General features: G+C 66.7%; 18 protein-coding genes. 4 read left to right on the top strand and 14 right to left on the bottom strand.

Annotated elements, in window-relative coordinates:
• Positions 1-50 precede the first annotated feature (50 nt).
• The gene (locus ACWIGM_RS26200) at positions 51-647 is read right to left on the bottom strand and encodes a TetR/AcrR family transcriptional regulator (protein WP_454028912.1); all 597 of its coding nucleotides are present in this window, start codon (positions 645-647) and stop codon (positions 51-53) included.
• 154 nt (positions 648-801) lie between these two features.
• The gene (locus ACWIGM_RS26195; protein WP_454028911.1) at positions 802-2,280 is read right to left on the bottom strand and encodes a cobyric acid synthase; all 1,479 of its coding nucleotides are present in this window, start codon (positions 2,278-2,280) and stop codon (positions 802-804) included.
• A gap of 260 nt (positions 2,281-2,540) precedes the next feature.
• Between ACWIGM_RS26195 and ACWIGM_RS26190 the strand changes: the two genes are divergently transcribed.
• Positions 2,541-3,692: an aminotransferase gene (locus ACWIGM_RS26190; protein WP_454028910.1), complete on the top strand. Its 1,152-nt coding sequence runs from the start codon at positions 2,541-2,543 to the stop codon at positions 3,690-3,692.
• Here the strand turns inward: ACWIGM_RS26190 and ACWIGM_RS26185 are convergent, their stop codons facing one another.
• From ACWIGM_RS26185 to hisF, 7 genes are all read right to left on the bottom strand, one after another.
• The gene (locus ACWIGM_RS26185) at positions 3,693-5,093 is read right to left on the bottom strand and encodes a hypothetical protein (protein ID WP_454028909.1); all 1,401 of its coding nucleotides are present in this window, start codon (positions 5,091-5,093) and stop codon (positions 3,693-3,695) included.
• Positions 5,094-5,225: 132 nt separating this feature from the next.
• On the bottom strand, positions 5,226-5,576 hold the full coding sequence (locus tag ACWIGM_RS26180; protein ID WP_454028908.1) for a RidA family protein: 351 nt from the start codon (positions 5,574-5,576) through the stop codon (positions 5,226-5,228).
• A gap of 61 nt (positions 5,577-5,637) precedes the next feature.
• A complete protein-coding gene (locus ACWIGM_RS26175; RefSeq protein WP_454028907.1) occupies positions 5,638-6,087 on the bottom strand; it encodes a YqaA family protein in 450 nt (149 codons plus the stop codon).
• Entirely contained in the window at positions 6,087-6,614 is a 528-nt protein-coding gene (locus tag ACWIGM_RS26170) for a DUF1697 domain-containing protein (protein WP_454028906.1), read from the bottom strand. Before ACWIGM_RS26170 ends, ACWIGM_RS26175 begins: the two co-directional genes overlap by 1 nt.
• Positions 6,615-6,645: 31 nt before the next feature.
• Positions 6,646-7,620 carry a type I pantothenate kinase gene (gene coaA / locus ACWIGM_RS26165; RefSeq protein ID WP_454028905.1) on the bottom strand — a complete coding sequence of 325 codons (975 nt, stop codon included), beginning with the start codon at positions 7,618-7,620 and terminating at the stop codon, positions 6,646-6,648.
• A 52-nt stretch (positions 7,621-7,672) separates the two neighbouring features.
• Entirely contained in the window at positions 7,673-7,993 is a 321-nt protein-coding gene (locus tag ACWIGM_RS26160) for a phosphoribosyl-ATP diphosphatase (RefSeq protein ID WP_454028904.1), read from the bottom strand.
• 3 nt (positions 7,994-7,996) lie between these two features.
• Entirely contained in the window at positions 7,997-8,761 is a 765-nt protein-coding gene (gene hisF / locus ACWIGM_RS26155) for an imidazole glycerol phosphate synthase subunit HisF (RefSeq protein WP_057189329.1), read from the bottom strand.
• 151 nt (positions 8,762-8,912) lie between these two features.
• On the opposite strand from hisF, the gene ACWIGM_RS26150 reads away from it, so the two are divergent.
• Entirely contained in the window at positions 8,913-9,710 is a 798-nt protein-coding gene (locus ACWIGM_RS26150) for a transporter substrate-binding domain-containing protein (RefSeq protein ID WP_454028903.1), read from the top strand.
• Positions 9,711-9,912: 202 nt separating this feature from the next.
• A complete protein-coding gene (locus ACWIGM_RS26145; protein ID WP_454028902.1) occupies positions 9,913-10,698 on the top strand; it encodes a transporter substrate-binding domain-containing protein in 786 nt (261 codons plus the stop codon).
• Between the two features lie 3 nt (positions 10,699-10,701).
• On the opposite strand, the gene hisA is transcribed toward ACWIGM_RS26145, so the two are convergent.
• Genes hisA through hisB form a run of 4 tightly spaced genes read right to left on the bottom strand, consistent with a single transcriptional unit; the run spans position 10,702 to position 13,174 of the window.
• Entirely contained in the window at positions 10,702-11,448 is a 747-nt protein-coding gene (hisA, locus tag ACWIGM_RS26140) for a 1-(5-phosphoribosyl)-5-[(5-phosphoribosylamino)methylideneamino]imidazole-4-carboxamide isomerase (protein ID WP_454028901.1), read from the bottom strand.
• A complete protein-coding gene (hisH, locus tag ACWIGM_RS26135; RefSeq protein ID WP_454028900.1) occupies positions 11,436-12,092 on the bottom strand; it encodes an imidazole glycerol phosphate synthase subunit HisH in 657 nt (218 codons plus the stop codon). Before hisH ends, hisA begins: the two co-directional genes overlap by 13 nt.
• Positions 12,089-12,574 carry a DUF2628 domain-containing protein gene (locus ACWIGM_RS26130; RefSeq protein ID WP_454028899.1) on the bottom strand — a complete coding sequence of 162 codons (486 nt, stop codon included), beginning with the start codon at positions 12,572-12,574 and terminating at the stop codon, positions 12,089-12,091. The genes hisH and ACWIGM_RS26130 overlap by 4 nt, the downstream gene beginning before the upstream one ends.
• Positions 12,575-12,586: 12 nt before the next feature.
• Positions 12,587-13,174 (bottom strand): imidazoleglycerol-phosphate dehydratase HisB, encoded by a 588-nt coding sequence (gene hisB / locus ACWIGM_RS26125; RefSeq protein WP_454028898.1) that lies wholly within the window; start codon positions 13,172-13,174, stop codon positions 12,587-12,589.
• A gap of 185 nt (positions 13,175-13,359) precedes the next feature.
• Here hisB and ACWIGM_RS26120 point away from each other — a divergent pair, with 185 nt between their 5' ends.
• Positions 13,360-14,130 (top strand): isocitrate lyase/PEP mutase family protein, encoded by a 771-nt coding sequence (locus ACWIGM_RS26120; RefSeq protein WP_454028897.1) that lies wholly within the window; start codon positions 13,360-13,362, stop codon positions 14,128-14,130.
• Here ACWIGM_RS26120 and ACWIGM_RS26115 read toward each other — a convergent pair.
• Entirely contained in the window at positions 14,044-14,571 is a 528-nt protein-coding gene (locus tag ACWIGM_RS26115) for a hypothetical protein (protein WP_454028896.1), read from the bottom strand. The two genes, ACWIGM_RS26120 and ACWIGM_RS26115, sit on opposite strands and share 87 nt — an antisense overlap.
• Positions 14,572-14,594: the final 23 nt, after the last annotated feature.

The raw sequence follows: 14,594 nt of genomic DNA, 5'->3' as shown, positions 1-14,594 counted from the left end.
GGGGTATCCCGCTCCGCCAGCGCCTTGTCAACGCGGCTGAAAGCACATGCTCAGGTCGCGGGGCGGCTCGCACCCAACCCGGAGAGGATGAAATCGATCATCTCATCGATGCTCGGACCCGGCAATTCGGCACATTGGCCGAGCAGGAGCGGGTGACAGAAGCGCAGCATCGCCATGCGCACGCAATGGGTCGCCGTGATCGGATCGCGAGCCGTGAACTCGCCCTTGGCAATGCCGTCGGCGACGACGGCGCGCAGGATCGCATCATAGCGCTCGATATGGCCACGGATGACGTCCCAGCTTTCCTCCATGGCGCAGGCGACCATCTCGTGCAGGCGGTGATTGTCGAGATAGCGGGCTGCATTGATGCGGCAGGTGGCGGCGAGAATGTCGCGAAGACGCTCGGCGGCCGGGCGCTTCTCGGCGGCGATGGCGGCAACCGTCGCCTCGAGCTCCGTCATCGATCGCTCGGCGACGGCCTCGTTGATCGCCTTCTTGGAGTCGAAGAAACGATAGACATTCGCCGGGCTCATGCGCAGCGACTTGGCGATATCGGCGACAGTGGTCTTCTGGTAGCCGATCTGGCGGAAGAACCGCTCGGCGACGTCGATGATCTCGTGCCGTGTATCGCGCTCTATTGTGCTCATGCCAGGGCAACTTCCCGGTCTGACAACTTGTTCCCATAGGCCGTCTGCGGACGCAATCGTTGAGTATGACGAATTTCGTCAGTCGTCAACAAATTGATCGGCAAAGCTTTATTTGTGTCCTCCTGACAGTTTTTCGCCAAAAGGCTCTGCAATGTTAGGGCCGCGAGCGCGCCAGTTCGAGCAGCGCCGCGGTATCGAGATGGCGCTCCAGATGCTCAGCCAGCCGGTCGAGGGTTGCTTCGATCGCCGGCTCGTAGGCCTCTCCAGCGGGCATCGCGCCGCCGGCGAGATCTTCGAGCCAGGCGCGGCGCAACGGGTCGGAGGTGAGCACGCCATGGAGATAGGTCCCGACGACGCGGCCATCAGCGCTACGCGCGCCTTCGAGCTGGCCTTCGACGCGGAACGGTGCGCGCGCCCGGTCAGGGCCTTCACTGACGCCGAGATGGATCTCATAGGCGCGGCCGGCCGTGCCACTGCCGGGATGTTCGACCGCCACCTCCCGAACCGTCTTGCCCGGCGTGAGCTCGGTCTCGATGTCGAGCAGGCCAAGGCCCGGGGCTGCGCTGGCAGGCCCCTCCAGGCCGAGCGGATCACGCACGCTCCTGCCGAGCATCTGATAACCGCCGCAGAGGCCGAGCACATGGCCGCCACGACGATGATGGGCGAGGATGTCGATGTCCCAGCCCTCCTCACGTAGCCTGGCGAGGTCGCGCAGCGTCGTCTTCGAACCCGGCAGGATCACCAGCGCGGCATCGCCGGGCAGGGGTGTGCCGGGGCCGACGAAGACGAGCTCGACACCGGGCTCGAGCTTCAGCGGGTCGAGATCGTCGAAATTGGCGATGCCGGGCAGGACCGGGACGACGATCTTCAACGCGCCCTCGCGCGCCGGCAGGCCTCGCATCAGATCGAGCCCGTCCTCGGCCGGCAGGCGGGCGGCCTCGGCGAACCAGGGCACGACGCCGAGGCTGGGCCAGCCCGTCGCCCGGGTGATGGTGTCGAGCGCCTGCGTGAACAGGCCGACATCGCCGCGGAAGCGGTTGATGACGAAGCCGCGGATCATCGCCCGATCGTCGGCGTCGAGCACAGCATGAGTGCCGACGAGGCTGGCGATCACCCCGCCGCGGTCGATATCGCCGACGAGGATCGCCGGGACGCCGGCCGCACGCGCGAAACCGAGATTGGCGATGTCGCGGGCGCGCAGATTGGTCTCGGCCGGCGAGCCCGCCCCCTCGACCAGAATCAGGTCGGCACCATCACTCAGCCGTTCGAAGCTCTCCAGCACCTTGGGCAGGAAATCACCGCGGCGGCTGAAATCGCCCGAGGACAGATGGCCGGCGACGCGGCCCTGCAGAATGATCTGGCTGCCGCGTTCGCTTTCGGGCTTGAGCAGCACCGGGTTCATGTCGACATGCGGAGCGACCCGCGCGGCGCGCGCCTGCAGCGCCTGCGCCCTGCCGATCTCGCCCTGCGCAGTGGCAGCGGCGTTGTTCGACATGTTCTGCGGCTTGAACGGGCGGACCTTCAGGCCGCGATCGGCGAAGAGACGGCAGAGGCCGGCGACGAGCAGCGACTTGCCGACATTGGAGCCGGTGCCGAGCAGCATCAGGGCGGGGGTTTGGAGGTAGGAGCGCATGGGCCCTGCCTAGCTCGCTTCCGGCCCCAGAAAAAGCTCACCGATCCACGCCAGCGTCCCACGGCTCCAAAGGGGCGAAGAAACCGTGGAAGTGCTGTCGTGAACCGGCTGAGGGCTAGAGAATACTGACTGCTGACGAATGTCAATATTCATCACTCCGCATAATCTGCCGCTTTTTCGGGGCGATGCACACCGGCGTTGCGCGTGCTATGGCGACCTTCAAGCCTTCCCGCCCGCCTTTCCGAGCGAAGCCAGCCGCGATGAATCCGATCTTCTCCGCCCTTCCGACGACCATCTTCGAAACCATGTCGCGGCTCGCGCGCGAGCACCAGGCCGCCAATCTCGGCCAGGGCTTCCCCGATGATCCCGGCCCCGAGGATGTGCGCCGCAAGGCGGCCGAGGCCGTGGTCGACGGCTGGAACCAGTATCCGCCGATGATGGGCCTGCCCGAGCTGCGGCAGGCGACAGCCACGCATTTCCGCCATTGGCAGGGCCTCGCGCTCGATCCGGACACCGAGGTGATGGTGACCTCGGGCGCGACCGAGGCGATCGCCGGTGCGCTAATGGCGATCGTCTCGCCCGGCGACGAGGTCGTGCTGTTCGAACCGATGTACGACGCCTATCTGCCGCTGGTGCGCCGCGCCGGGGGCATTCCCAAGTTCGTGACGCTGACTCCGCCTGAGTTCGGGCTCAGCGAGGAAGCGCTGGCGCAAGCCTTCTCGCCGAAGACCAAAGCGGTGCTGTTCAACAACCCGCTCAACCCGACCGCGACCAATTTCAGCGAGGCCGACCTCGATCTGCTGGCTTCGTTCTGCGTCCGGCGCGACGCAATCGCGATCTGCGACGACGTCTGGGAGCATGTCGTCTTCGACGGCCATCGCCACAAGCCGCTGATGAGCCGTCCCGGCATGCGCGGGCGCACGGTCAAGATCTCCTCGGCCGGCAAGATCTTCTCGCTGACCGGCTGGAAGGTGGGCCTGGTGATGGCGGCGCCGGAGCTGATGCGCGTGCTGGCCAAGGCGCACCAGTACATCACCTTCACCACGCCGCCGAACCTGCAGGCGGCGGTCGCCTACGGCCTCGGCAAGGACGACGCCTATTTCGAGGGGATGCGGGCCGATTTCCAGCGCTCGCGCGACCGCTTCGCCGGCGGCCTCAGGGATCTCGGCTTCAGCGTGCTGCCGAGCGCCGGGACGTATTTCCTCAATGTCGACATCGGTCCGCTCGGCGAGGCGGACGACGTCGCCTTCTGCCAGCGGCTGGTCGCCGAGCACGGCGTCGCCGCCATTCCCGTCAGCGCCTTCTATGCCGAGGGCGCGGTGCGCAATGTCGTGCGCTTCTGCTTCGCCAAGCACGATGCGACGCTGGACAAGGCGCTGGAGCGGCTCGCCGCGCTGCGCGCCAGGGCCTGATCAGCCCTTGCGCAGCGTCTCGACAAGCGTGGCCGCCTGGCGCAGCCTCGGCTCGCGTCGCTTGGCCTCGGACGACAGGCCCAGGCCGCGCAGCGTCTCGATCGCCATGACGAGTTCGGTGGTCGCCTTCTCGGCCTCGGCGCGTTCGCGGGTACGGTCAGCCAGCTCCAGCCGCGCCTCCGCCCGGTTCGCTGCGCTCTCGGCCCAGAGCGAGGGCACGATCTCGCGGCGCCGGACCTCGAGCGCCGCATCGAAGGCGGCGATCGCCTCTTCGAGCACCACCGGCTCGCGATAATAGGTGGCGAGGCCGACGAGCGCAGCGCCGATGCGGTCCTGCACCTCGGCCCATTCGAGCGGAACGCTGTCGCGCGGCCGGTCGTCGAGCACCAGCTTGAAGCAGTTCACCGCCGCTTCGAAGGCCGACACGCCGCTGGCACGCAGGCCGAGCGCGACGTGCGCCTTGCCGAGCTCCCATTGCAGTCGCGCCCATTCGCGCGGCATGTCGGCCCGCGTCAGGCCCGAGAGCCCAGCGCGGAAGGCTGCGACGCCGTCGTCCAGCAGGCCGGCATCGTCCTCGATCTCGCCGAGACGGGCCAGCGCCTCGCCGAGCCGGGTCTGGAGCGCGGCCCAGAGGCGCGGCGCCTTGGCACGGGTCAGGTCCTCCAGGGTCGTGCGGTAGATCTCGACGACCTGGCGGAGCAGGGCGCTGCCGCCGTCGTAATGCGACAGGCCGGTGAGCGAACGCGCCAGCCTGAGCTGCGTCTCGGCCCAGGGCACGGTCTGGTCGAAATTGTCGAGCTTGCCGAGCATGCCGCGCAGCTGGCCGATCGAAGCGACGAAAGCCGTCCTGTCGGAAAAATCGGCGCCGCGCCGCGCCAGCGCATCGGCCTGCATCCACGAATAGGTAAGCCCGCTGCCGGGCTCGGCCGAGTCGGCGATCAATGCGGCCTCGGCATAGCGCTCGGAGGCGTCGTGATAGGCTTGCGGATTGAGATGCAGCATCGCCACCGCGCCACGATCGGCGCGGCCGGCGGCAGCGGCGAGCAAACGATCGCGTGACAGCGCATCGGACGCGGTCGCGCCATCGAGATTGCGCTGTTCGGCTTGGGCGAGCAGCCGGTCGGCCTCGGCGAGCCGGCCATCGGCCAGCGCCTGGATCGCCTGAACCTGCAGCCGGTCCCGCTCCGGATCGGCTCCGGACGGCTTGGCCAGCCGGACCTGCAGGCTGCGGAAATCACCGGCCCTGCGCGCCAGATTGTGCTCGATGCGGGTGAAATCGGGTTTGCCGGAGGCCTCGCCCATCGAAGCGAGCACACCCAACAGCAGCGCGCGGGGAACACCCTCGCGCTGCGAGACCCTGGCCAGGATGGTGGCGAGTTCCGGATTCACGTTTCCCGCCACCCCTAGATCACGATGAATTTGGATCGAATCGATCCAAATTCATAAAACGTGATCGATTCTAAGAACTTAGAGCAGGATTCCAGCGAAAAACCGGTTCCCACTTTTTCGCATCCTGCTCTAATGCGACTGCGGTCAGACCGCAGCGATGACCGCGATCTCGACAGTGTATTGCGGGCCGGCGAGCTTGGCCTCGACGGTGGCGCGGCCCGGCGTGTTGCCCTGCGAGACCCAGCCGTCCCAGACAGCGTTCATCTCGGCGAAGGTCGACATGTCCGAGAGCCAGATGTTGACCATCAGCAGCTTCGACTTGTCGGTGCCGGCCTCGGCGAGGAGGCCGTCGATGATCGAGAGGATGTCCTTGGTCTGCTCGCCGACGCTCTTGCCGGCCGCCTTATCGGCGACCTGACCGGCGAGATAGACGGTGTTGCCATGCACGACGGCCTTGGACATGCGCGGGCCGGGAGCGATGCGCTTGATGCTCATGATCTGGTCTCCATCAGAATGGGCCTCGCTGGTAGCCCGAGACCGGAATCCGCGCAAATGCTTATGCAGCGACCGCCCAGCCCGCCCAGAGCAAGGCATAGCGTGCCGCCTTGCCGATGAATACGAGTACAACGAAGCGCAGCAGCGGATAGTTCAGCGATCCTGCAACGAAGGTCAGCGGATCGCCGCCGATCGGCAGCCAGGCGAAGAGCAGCGAGGGCCAGCCGAAGCGGGCGAACCAGCCCTGCGCCTTGGCGAACCGAACAGGATCCGGCCGCAGACGCGCCGGCAATCGCTCGATGCCTCCGGTCGCGATCAGCCGGCCAAGCCACCAGTTGACGACCGAGCCTGCCGTGTTGGCGACCGAGGCGACGACGAAGAGCAGCGTTGGGTCGACAGTCTTTGCCGCCAATAGCCCGACGAAGACGACCTCCGACTGGGCCGGCAGCAATGTCGCGGCGACAAAGGCCGCGCCGGCCATCAGGCCGAGTGCGGAAAAATCGAGAGGCATCAGTCCAGCATCGCGGCGAGCGCCTTCACCGTATTGGCGTTGCGCAGCGTACCGATACCGAGCTTCTTCGTCGTCAGATGCGAGAGCAGCTTGGTCTCTTCGGGTTTGCCACCGAAATCGACCCACAGATCGCCGTCGGCAAGAGCGAGCACGATACCGGGCGCGGCGATCCCGCGCAGCATGGACAGAGCGTCCGGGCCGAGTGGCTCTCGCATGACGCGGATGCCGATATCGGCGCCTTTCCCGTCCGGGAAGGGATTTTTAGCGGCAAGCCGCCGCCAGGCCTCACCCGTACGCAGGATGATGTCGACATGCTTGCCGAAACGGGCATGGAAAGCTGCTTCCAGCCGGCCCTCGATCGCCGCGAGCGGCGCATCGTCAGCCTCGAAGATCAGATTGCCGGTGGCGACCCAGGTGCGCGGGTCGCCAAAGCCGAGCTCGGTCGCCATCGCCTTCAGGTCCGCCATCACGACGCGCTTGCCGGGGCCGAGCATGATCGAGTGCAGAAGGGCGACATAGGTCGTCATAACAGCTTCTGTCGGCGGCTTCAGGCCCGCGCTACAGCCGCCTCAGCGAGACCTGCTGGATGCGGTGGCTCGCGCCCTTGGTCAGGATCAGGCTGGCGCGCTGGCGGGTCGGCACGATGTTCTCGCGCAGATTGGGCAGGTTGATGCCGGTCCAGAGCCGCTCGGCGATCGAGAGCGCCTCTTCCTCGCCGATCTCGGCATATTTGCGGAAGAAGGAGCGCGGATCGCGGAAAGCGGTCTGGCGCAGCGTCATGAAGCGGTTGACGTACCAGCGATGCAGGTCGTTCTCGTCGGCGTCGAGATAGACCGAGAAGTCGAAGAAATCCGAGACAAAGGGGATGATCGTGCCGTCCCTGGGCAGGCGGCTCGCCTGCAGCACGTTCAGCCCCTCGAGGATCAGGATGTCCGGCCGCTCGACCGTGACCTGCTCGCCCGGCACGACGTCGTAGACCAGATGCGAATAGACGGGGGCGCTGACGGCGCGCTTGCCGGCCTTCACATCCGACAGGAAGCGCAGGATCGCGGCGCTATCATAGCTCTCCGGAAAACCCTTGCGCTGCATCAGGCCGCGGCGCTCGAGCTCGGCGTTGGGCAGGAGGAAGCCGTCGGTAGTGACGAGCTCGACCTTCGGCGTGTTCGGCCAGCGCGAGAGCAGGGCCTTCAGCACGCGGGCCGTTGTCGACTTGCCGACAGCGACCGAGCCGGCGACGCCGATGACATAGGGAACCTTGACCTCGGCCTCGGCGATCAGGAAGCGCTGGGTCGCCTTGAACAGCCCTTGCGTCGCGGCGACGTAGAGCGAGAGCAGGCGCGAGAGCGGCAGATAGATCGCGACGATCTCGTCAAGCGAGATCGGGTCGTTGATCGACTGCAGCTTGGTGAGGTCGTCGACCGAGAGCGTCAGCGGCGCGTCGGCACGCAGATGCGCCCACTCGTCGCGCGTGAACGTGCGATAGGGCGAGACCAGATCAGGGGCGGGTGGCGCCGCGACCGGACGCTGCTCCATGATGCCCCCCGTATTCCAGGCTTCGAGGTTCAACGCGACACTCGCCTCGGCTTCAACGGGGCCGCGCCGCCTTCTCGGCCAGGCCGGAGCGCGCGGTACGGGCCTCAAGCTGGCTCAAGACGTCCCGCAATGCAACATCGCGGGACTTGAGCACGACCAAAAGATGATAGAGCAGATCGGCGCTTTCGGCGATCAGCTCGTCGTGATCGCCCTTCACAGCGGCGATCACGGCCTCGACCGCCTCCTCGCCGAGCTTCTTGGCGGCGCGCTCTGGACCGGCGGCGAGGAGCTTCGCCGTCCAGGATTCCTCCGGCGAGGCGCTCGCCCGCTCGGCGATGATGCGTTCGAGATCGGTGAGGGTGAAGGCGGTCATCGCTCAATCCAGCCGCATCGCCAGACCGGCCGCAGCCATATGCGCCTTGGCCTGCGGGATACTGTAGGTGCCGAAATGGAAGATCGAGGCGGCGAGCACCGCCGAGGCGTGGCCGTCACGGACGCCGGCGACGAGATCGTCGAGGTCGCCGACGCCGCCCGAGGCGATCACCGGCACCGAGACCGCATCGGCGATGCGCTGGGTCAGGCCGATATCGTAACCTGATTTAGTGCCGTCGCGGTCCATCGAGGTCACCAGCAATTCGCCGGCGCCGAGCGAGACGACCTCGCGGGCGAAGGCGATGGCGTCGAGCCCGGTGGCGTTGCGACCGCCATGGGTGAAGATCTCCCAGCGGCCAGGCGTGACCTGCTTGGCGTCGATGGCGACGACGATGCACTGGTCGCCGAACTTTTCCGCCGCTTCCTTGACGAAGGGGCGGTTGGTCACCGCCGCGGTGTTGATCGCGACCTTGTCGGCACCGGCCAGCAGCAGCGCGCGGATGTCCTCGACCTTGCGCACGCCGCCGCCGACGGTCAGCGGCATGAAGCAGGCTTCCGCCGTGCGGGTGACGACGTCGAGCAAGGTGCCGCGCGCCTCGTGGCTCGCGGTGATGTCGAGGAAGCAGAGCTCGTCGGCCCCAGCCGCGTCATAGGCCTTGGCGGCCTCGACGGGATCGCCGGCATCGACGAGATCGACGAACTTCACGCCCTTGACGACGCGGCCGTCCTTGACGTCGAGGCAGGGGATGATGCGGGTCTTCAAGGTCATCGGCGGGCCTGCCCGGGGCGGAACGACAAAATGATCGGCGCATATAGCGCCGCCGCTGCACTGCACGCAAACGCAGCCCGCATCGGCCGGATTGATCGGCGTCGCGATCCCTGCTCTCTTGCGCGCAACAAACAAAATCGAGGGGATTTCCATGACGATCACATCGTCCGTCAAAGGTCTGAAACTGGCTGTGCTCAGCGCCGCCGCCGGGCTCGGCCTGAGCGCCGCCGCGCTGGCGCAGGCCCCGGCCAGCCAGCTCGAGACGATCCAGAGCCGCGGCGCGCTGCAGATCTGCACCACCGGCGACTACAAGCCGTTCACGCTGGCCAAGGACGGCAGCTTCGAGGGCATCGACATCGAGCTGGCAAAATCACTGGCGAAGGCCATCGGCGTCGAAGCCAAGTTCGTGCAGACGAAATGGTCCGATCTGATGAACGATTTCACCGGCGGCAAATGCGACATCGCCATGGGCGGCATCTCGGTGACGCTCGACCGGCAGAAGCGCGCCTTCTTCTCCGCGCCCTATCTGATCAACGGCAAGGCGCCGATCGCGCGCTGCGCCGACAAGGCGAAGTTCCAGACCGTCGCCGACATCGACAAGCCGGAGACCCGCGTCATCGTCAATCCCGGCGGGACCAATGAGCGCTTCGTCCGCGCCAACTTCAAGCAGGCCAAGATCGAGGTCTACCCCGACAACGTCACGATCTTCGACCAGATCCTGGCCGGCAAGGCCGACATCATGATCGCCGAATCGATCGAGACCAAGGTCCAGGAGAAGAGCAAGCCGGGTCTGTGCGCGATCAACCCGGACGAGCCGCTGCAATATGGCGAGATGGGTTACCTGCTGCCGCGCGGCGATACCGTCTTCAAGGCCTTCGTCGACCAGTGGCTGCATCTCGCCAAGGCGACCGGCGAGTTCGGCACGATCTACAATCAGTTCGTGCGCTGATCCTTCAGCCTGGCTGCGCCGCTCCGCTGGCCAATCGCGGCGCGGCGCAACCTGAAGCATGTTCTCGCACAGCGGGATGCAACGCCTGCTAGGCGAGCGATGCGTGCCCGGCACGGGCGCCCTCGTCCGCATGGCGGTTGAAGCTGTTCCCGCACGCTGCTCTCCTTGCGGCAACGACAAGAGAGGGAACGAGGGCTTTTCCATGCTGTCGACGATCATCCGCGGTGCGCTCGCCGCCGCCTGCGCAGGCTTGTTCTCGATCGCCGCCGCCCAGGCGCAAGCGCCTGCGAGTGCGCTCGACGCGATCCAGAGCGCCGGCACGCTTCGGATCTGCACCACCGGCGACTACAAGCCGTTCACCAACGCAGTCGGTGACGGCTATGAGGGCATCGACATCGAGATGGCGAAATCGCTCGCCAAGGCGATCGGCGTCGAGCCCAAATTCGTGCGGACGAAATGGGCCGAGCTGATGGCCGATTTCACCGGCGGCAAATGCGATGTCGCCATGGGCGGCATCGGCGTGACGCTGGAGCGGCAGAAGCGCGTCTTCTACTCGGATCCCGCGCTGCGAACCGGCAAGATCCCGCTGGCGCGCTGCGCCGACAAGGAGAAATTCCAGAGCGTCGCCGATATCGACAAGCCCGGCGTGACCGCGATCGCCAATCCCGGCGGCACCAATGAGCGCTTCGCCAAGGCCAATTTCAAGCAGGCCAAGGTCACGCTGCACCAGGACAACGTCACCATCTTCGACGAGATCCTGGCCGGCCGCGCCGATGTGTTCGTCACCGAGGCGATCGAGGCGACCGTGCAGCAGAAGCTCAAGCCGGGCCTCTGCGCGGTCAACCCCGACAAGCCGCTGACCTTCATCGAGATCGGCTATCTGCTGCCGCGCGGCGACGTGATCTTCAAGGCCTTCGTCGACCAGTGGCTGCACATCGCCAAGGCGACCGGCGAGTACCAGCGCTATTACGAGCAGTATCTGCGCTGAGTCTCAGGCGGCCTTGACCGCAGCGAGCCGCGCCAACGCCGCGGCAGGGTCAATCCGGCCATCGTAAAGGGCGCGGCCGGTGATCGCGCCTTCGAGGATCGCGGCGTCGGGCGCGCAGAGCCGCTCGATATCGGCCATGGAGGCCAGCCCGCCGGAGGCGATCACCGGGATCGTCAGCGCATGCGCCAGCGCGATCGTGCCGTCCCAGTTGATGCCCTGAAGCATGCCGTCGCGGGCGATGTCGGTGTAGACGATCGCGGCGACGCCGGCGTCCTCGAAGCGGCGGCCGAGATCGTCGGCGGCCAGCGCCGAGGTTTCAGCCCAGCCTTCCACCGCGACGAAGCCGTCGCGCGCGTCGATGCCAACCGCGACCTTGCCCGGAAAGGCTTTTGCCGCCTCGCGGACGAAGCCGGGATCGCGCACCGCCGCCGTGCCGATGATGACGCGGACGATGCCTTTACCGAGCCAGCCCTCGACCGTCTTCATGTCGCGGATGCCGCCGCCGAGCTGCACGGGAAAGCGAACGCGCTGCAGGATCGCCTCGACGGCGGCCGCGTTCATCGGCTTGCCGGCGAAGGCGCCGTCGAGATCGACGACGTGCAGCCACTGGAAGCCCTGGCTCTCGAAGGTCGCGGCCTGCGCGGCGGGATCGTCGCTGAAGATCGTCGCCTGGTCCATGTCGCCCTGCTTCAGGCGCACGCAGCGGCCTTCCTTCAGGTCGATGGCGGGGAAAAGGATCACGGCGCCCACCTCAGGAAATTGCCGATCAGCTTGAGGCCGAGCTTCTGGCTCTTCTCGGGATGGAACTGCGTGCCGGCGATGTTGTCCCTCGCGACGATCGCGGTAACCGGACCACCATAATCGGTCAACGCCAGCACCTCCTGCGGCTTTGCGGCCGTCAGCGCATAGGAGTGGACGAAATAGGCGTGCCAGCCAGAGGGGCCGGTCTCGATGCCGGCGAGGAGCGGGTGCTCATCCTGCGGGTGCAGCGTGTTCCAGCCCATATGCGGGATCTTCAGGGCATCGTCGCTCGGACGGATCAGCGCAACATCGCCGGCGATCCAGCCAAGCCCCTCGGTGGTGACGTATTCCAGGCCGCGGCTCGCCATCAATTGCATGCCGACGCAGATGCCGAGGAAGGGCCGGCCCTTGCCGCGCACGGTCTCCTCCAGCGCCTCGACCATGCCGGAGACTGCGTCGAGCCCGCGCCGGCAATCGGCGAAGGCGCCGACGCCCGGCAGCACGATGCGGTCGGCGGCGCGGACCTCAGCCGGGTCGCTGGTGACGCGGATGGTCGCGGCGATGCCGGCCTCGTTGGCGGCGCGCTCGAAGGCCTTGGCAGCCGAGTGCAGATTGCCCGAGCCGTAATCGACGATGGTGACGGTCTGGCTCATCGTCCATTCGCCTCGGGGAAGAGGCCGATCACCGGCGCGGAGCTTGGCGCGAAGCGGGCCGGAGCTGGCGCGGTCTCGACGACGCGCGGCGGCGCGCCGGCCGGCAAAGCCCGCTCGAAGAAGCGGCGCTCGGCGCTGGAGAGATCCGGCGCCTCGACCACGTCGACCAATCGCCAGCCTTTGCGCAAGAGCTTGCGCGCGATCAGGTTCTGGCCTTCGAAGCCGAGGAAGATCGCGAGAGCGGTATGCGACAGCATCACCGCGAAGAAGGAGAAGCCGATCTGGCGCTGCAGATAGATCAGCCCGCCCCAGACCAGCACATAGAAGATGAAGGCGAGCCAGAGCCGTTGGAACAGCAACCACAGGCCGCCGAAGATCAGGGCCGAAAAGGTGAAGCTCTCGGGCAGGAGCCGGGCCTGCTCGACCTCCTCGCGCAAGCCACCGGCACCCGGCGGCGGGATCAGAGCCTGAAAGAACGCCATGGCAGCGATCCCTTACAAAGCGCCCTTGGTCGAGGGCACGCGGCCACCCTCGCGCGGATCGACCTCGATCGCCCCGCGCAGCGCCCGCGCCAGCCCCTTGAAGCAGCTCTCGGCGATATGGTGGGCATTGTCGCCATAGAGCGTCTCGACATGCAGGGTCAGCCCGGCATTGATGGCGAAAGCCTGGAAGAACTCGCGCACCAATTCGGTGTCGAAAGTGCCGATCTTCTCCGCCTTGAACTGCGTCCGGAAGACCAGGAAGGGCCGCCCGGAGACGTCGACCGCGACGCGGGTCAGCGTCTCGTCCATCGGCAGGTGGACATCGGCATAGCGGCGGATGCCCTTCTTGTCGCCGAGCGCCTGTTTCAGGGCTTCGCCGAGCGCGATGCCGGCATCCTCGACCGAGTGGTGGTCGTCGATATGGGTATCACCCTTTACCTTGACCGTGGTGTCGATCAGCGAATGGCGGGCGAAGAGGTCGAGCATATGGTCGAAGAAGCCGACTCCGGTCGAAATCTCGGCCTTACCCGTGCCGTCGAGCACGAGCTTGACCGCGATATCGGTCTCGTTGGTGCGGCGCTTCACTTCGCCCGAACGCATGCTGACCTCTGTAGCCTCGCAAAACCGTGCCCGCTTTAGCAGGCGACCGGGCGGAAGGCCATGGCGATAGCAGCGGATCCGGGTTCGGCCGACCTGCCTCGTCGACCCGGCACCAGGCGCATCTGCTGACAGAAGGCGACAGCCGGGTCCGCTACGAGCGGCGCGGCGAGGCAGGGAGAGGTGCGATGACACAGGCTGACAGAGCGAGCCAGTTCGCCGCACTTCACGTCAAAGGCCGACCGCTCGTTCTCTACAATATCTGGGACGCCGGCAGCGCCCGCTCGGCGGCCAAGGCCGGCAGCAAGGCGATCGCCACCGGGAGCTGGTCGATGGCTGCGGCCCATGGCTTCGACGATGGCGAGGCGATCCCGCTCGACCTGATCGAGACGATCGTCGGCCGCATCGCGTCGGCCGTCGCGCTACCGCTGACCGTCGATTTCGAAGGCGGCTACGCGAAAGACCCCGGCGGCGTCGCGAAGAATGCTGCGCGGATCATCAAAGCCGGCGCAGTTGGCCTGAACTTCGAGGACCAGATCGTCGGGACGGGCACGCTCTACGCCATCGCCGACCAGGCGCAGCGGATCAAGGCGATCCGGGACGCGGCGGATAATCTCGGCATCCCCGTGTTCATCAACGCCAGGACGGATCTTTTCCTGCTGGAGGCCGACAAGACGCGACACCGCGGCCTCGTCGATGCGGCGATCGAGCGGGCGCAGGCCTATCAGCAGGCCGGCTGCAGCGGCTTCTTCATTCCCGGGCTACTCGACGAGAGCGGCATCGCGGCGATCTGCGATGCGCTGACGCTCCCCGTCAACGTGATGATGATGAATGGCGCGCCCGATCGCGAGACCCTGACCGGGCTCGGCGTATCACGGATCAGCTACGGCCCCGGCCCCTATCTGGCGGCGCAGGCCCGTTTCGTCGAGCAATGTGCCGCCAGCCTGGCCGGCGCCTGACTGCGGCGGCCCGAAGCGCGCCAGGAACGCCCGCGCCCGCGGCAAGGCATCGTGGAGGAACTGGCCGGGCTCGCGCAGCCAGAGGCCGTCATAGGTCTTGGATTTCGCCTCGCTGATCAGCACGTCCTGCGGCAGGGGCACCAGCGTCCCGTCCCAGCCTGGCCACCAGAGCCGGCCTTTGGCCCAATGATGCGCGACCAGGGCCTCCTCGCAGCGATAGCCATGGAAATCGAAGGCTGTCTTGCCGTCGGTGACGAAGACGTGGTTGCCGGTGAAGCCCTCGGCCGGCCTGATCCAGACGGCTTGGAAACCGTGCTCCGGATAGGCTTCCAGGAAGGCGTAGGCGAGGATGTGGCAGGCACCGCACGCGAAGAAGATCCGCTCGGACAGATTCCAGCGTTTCACCGGGTCACTCTTGATACCGGGCTTCAGCCTGAACATGTTGGCGGTTCCCGTTGACCGTT

Source organism: Allobosea sp. NPDC055332 (assembly GCF_053645455.1).
Note: the sequence above shows the minus strand (reverse complement) of the source record. Positions and strands in the feature narration are given on the sequence as shown.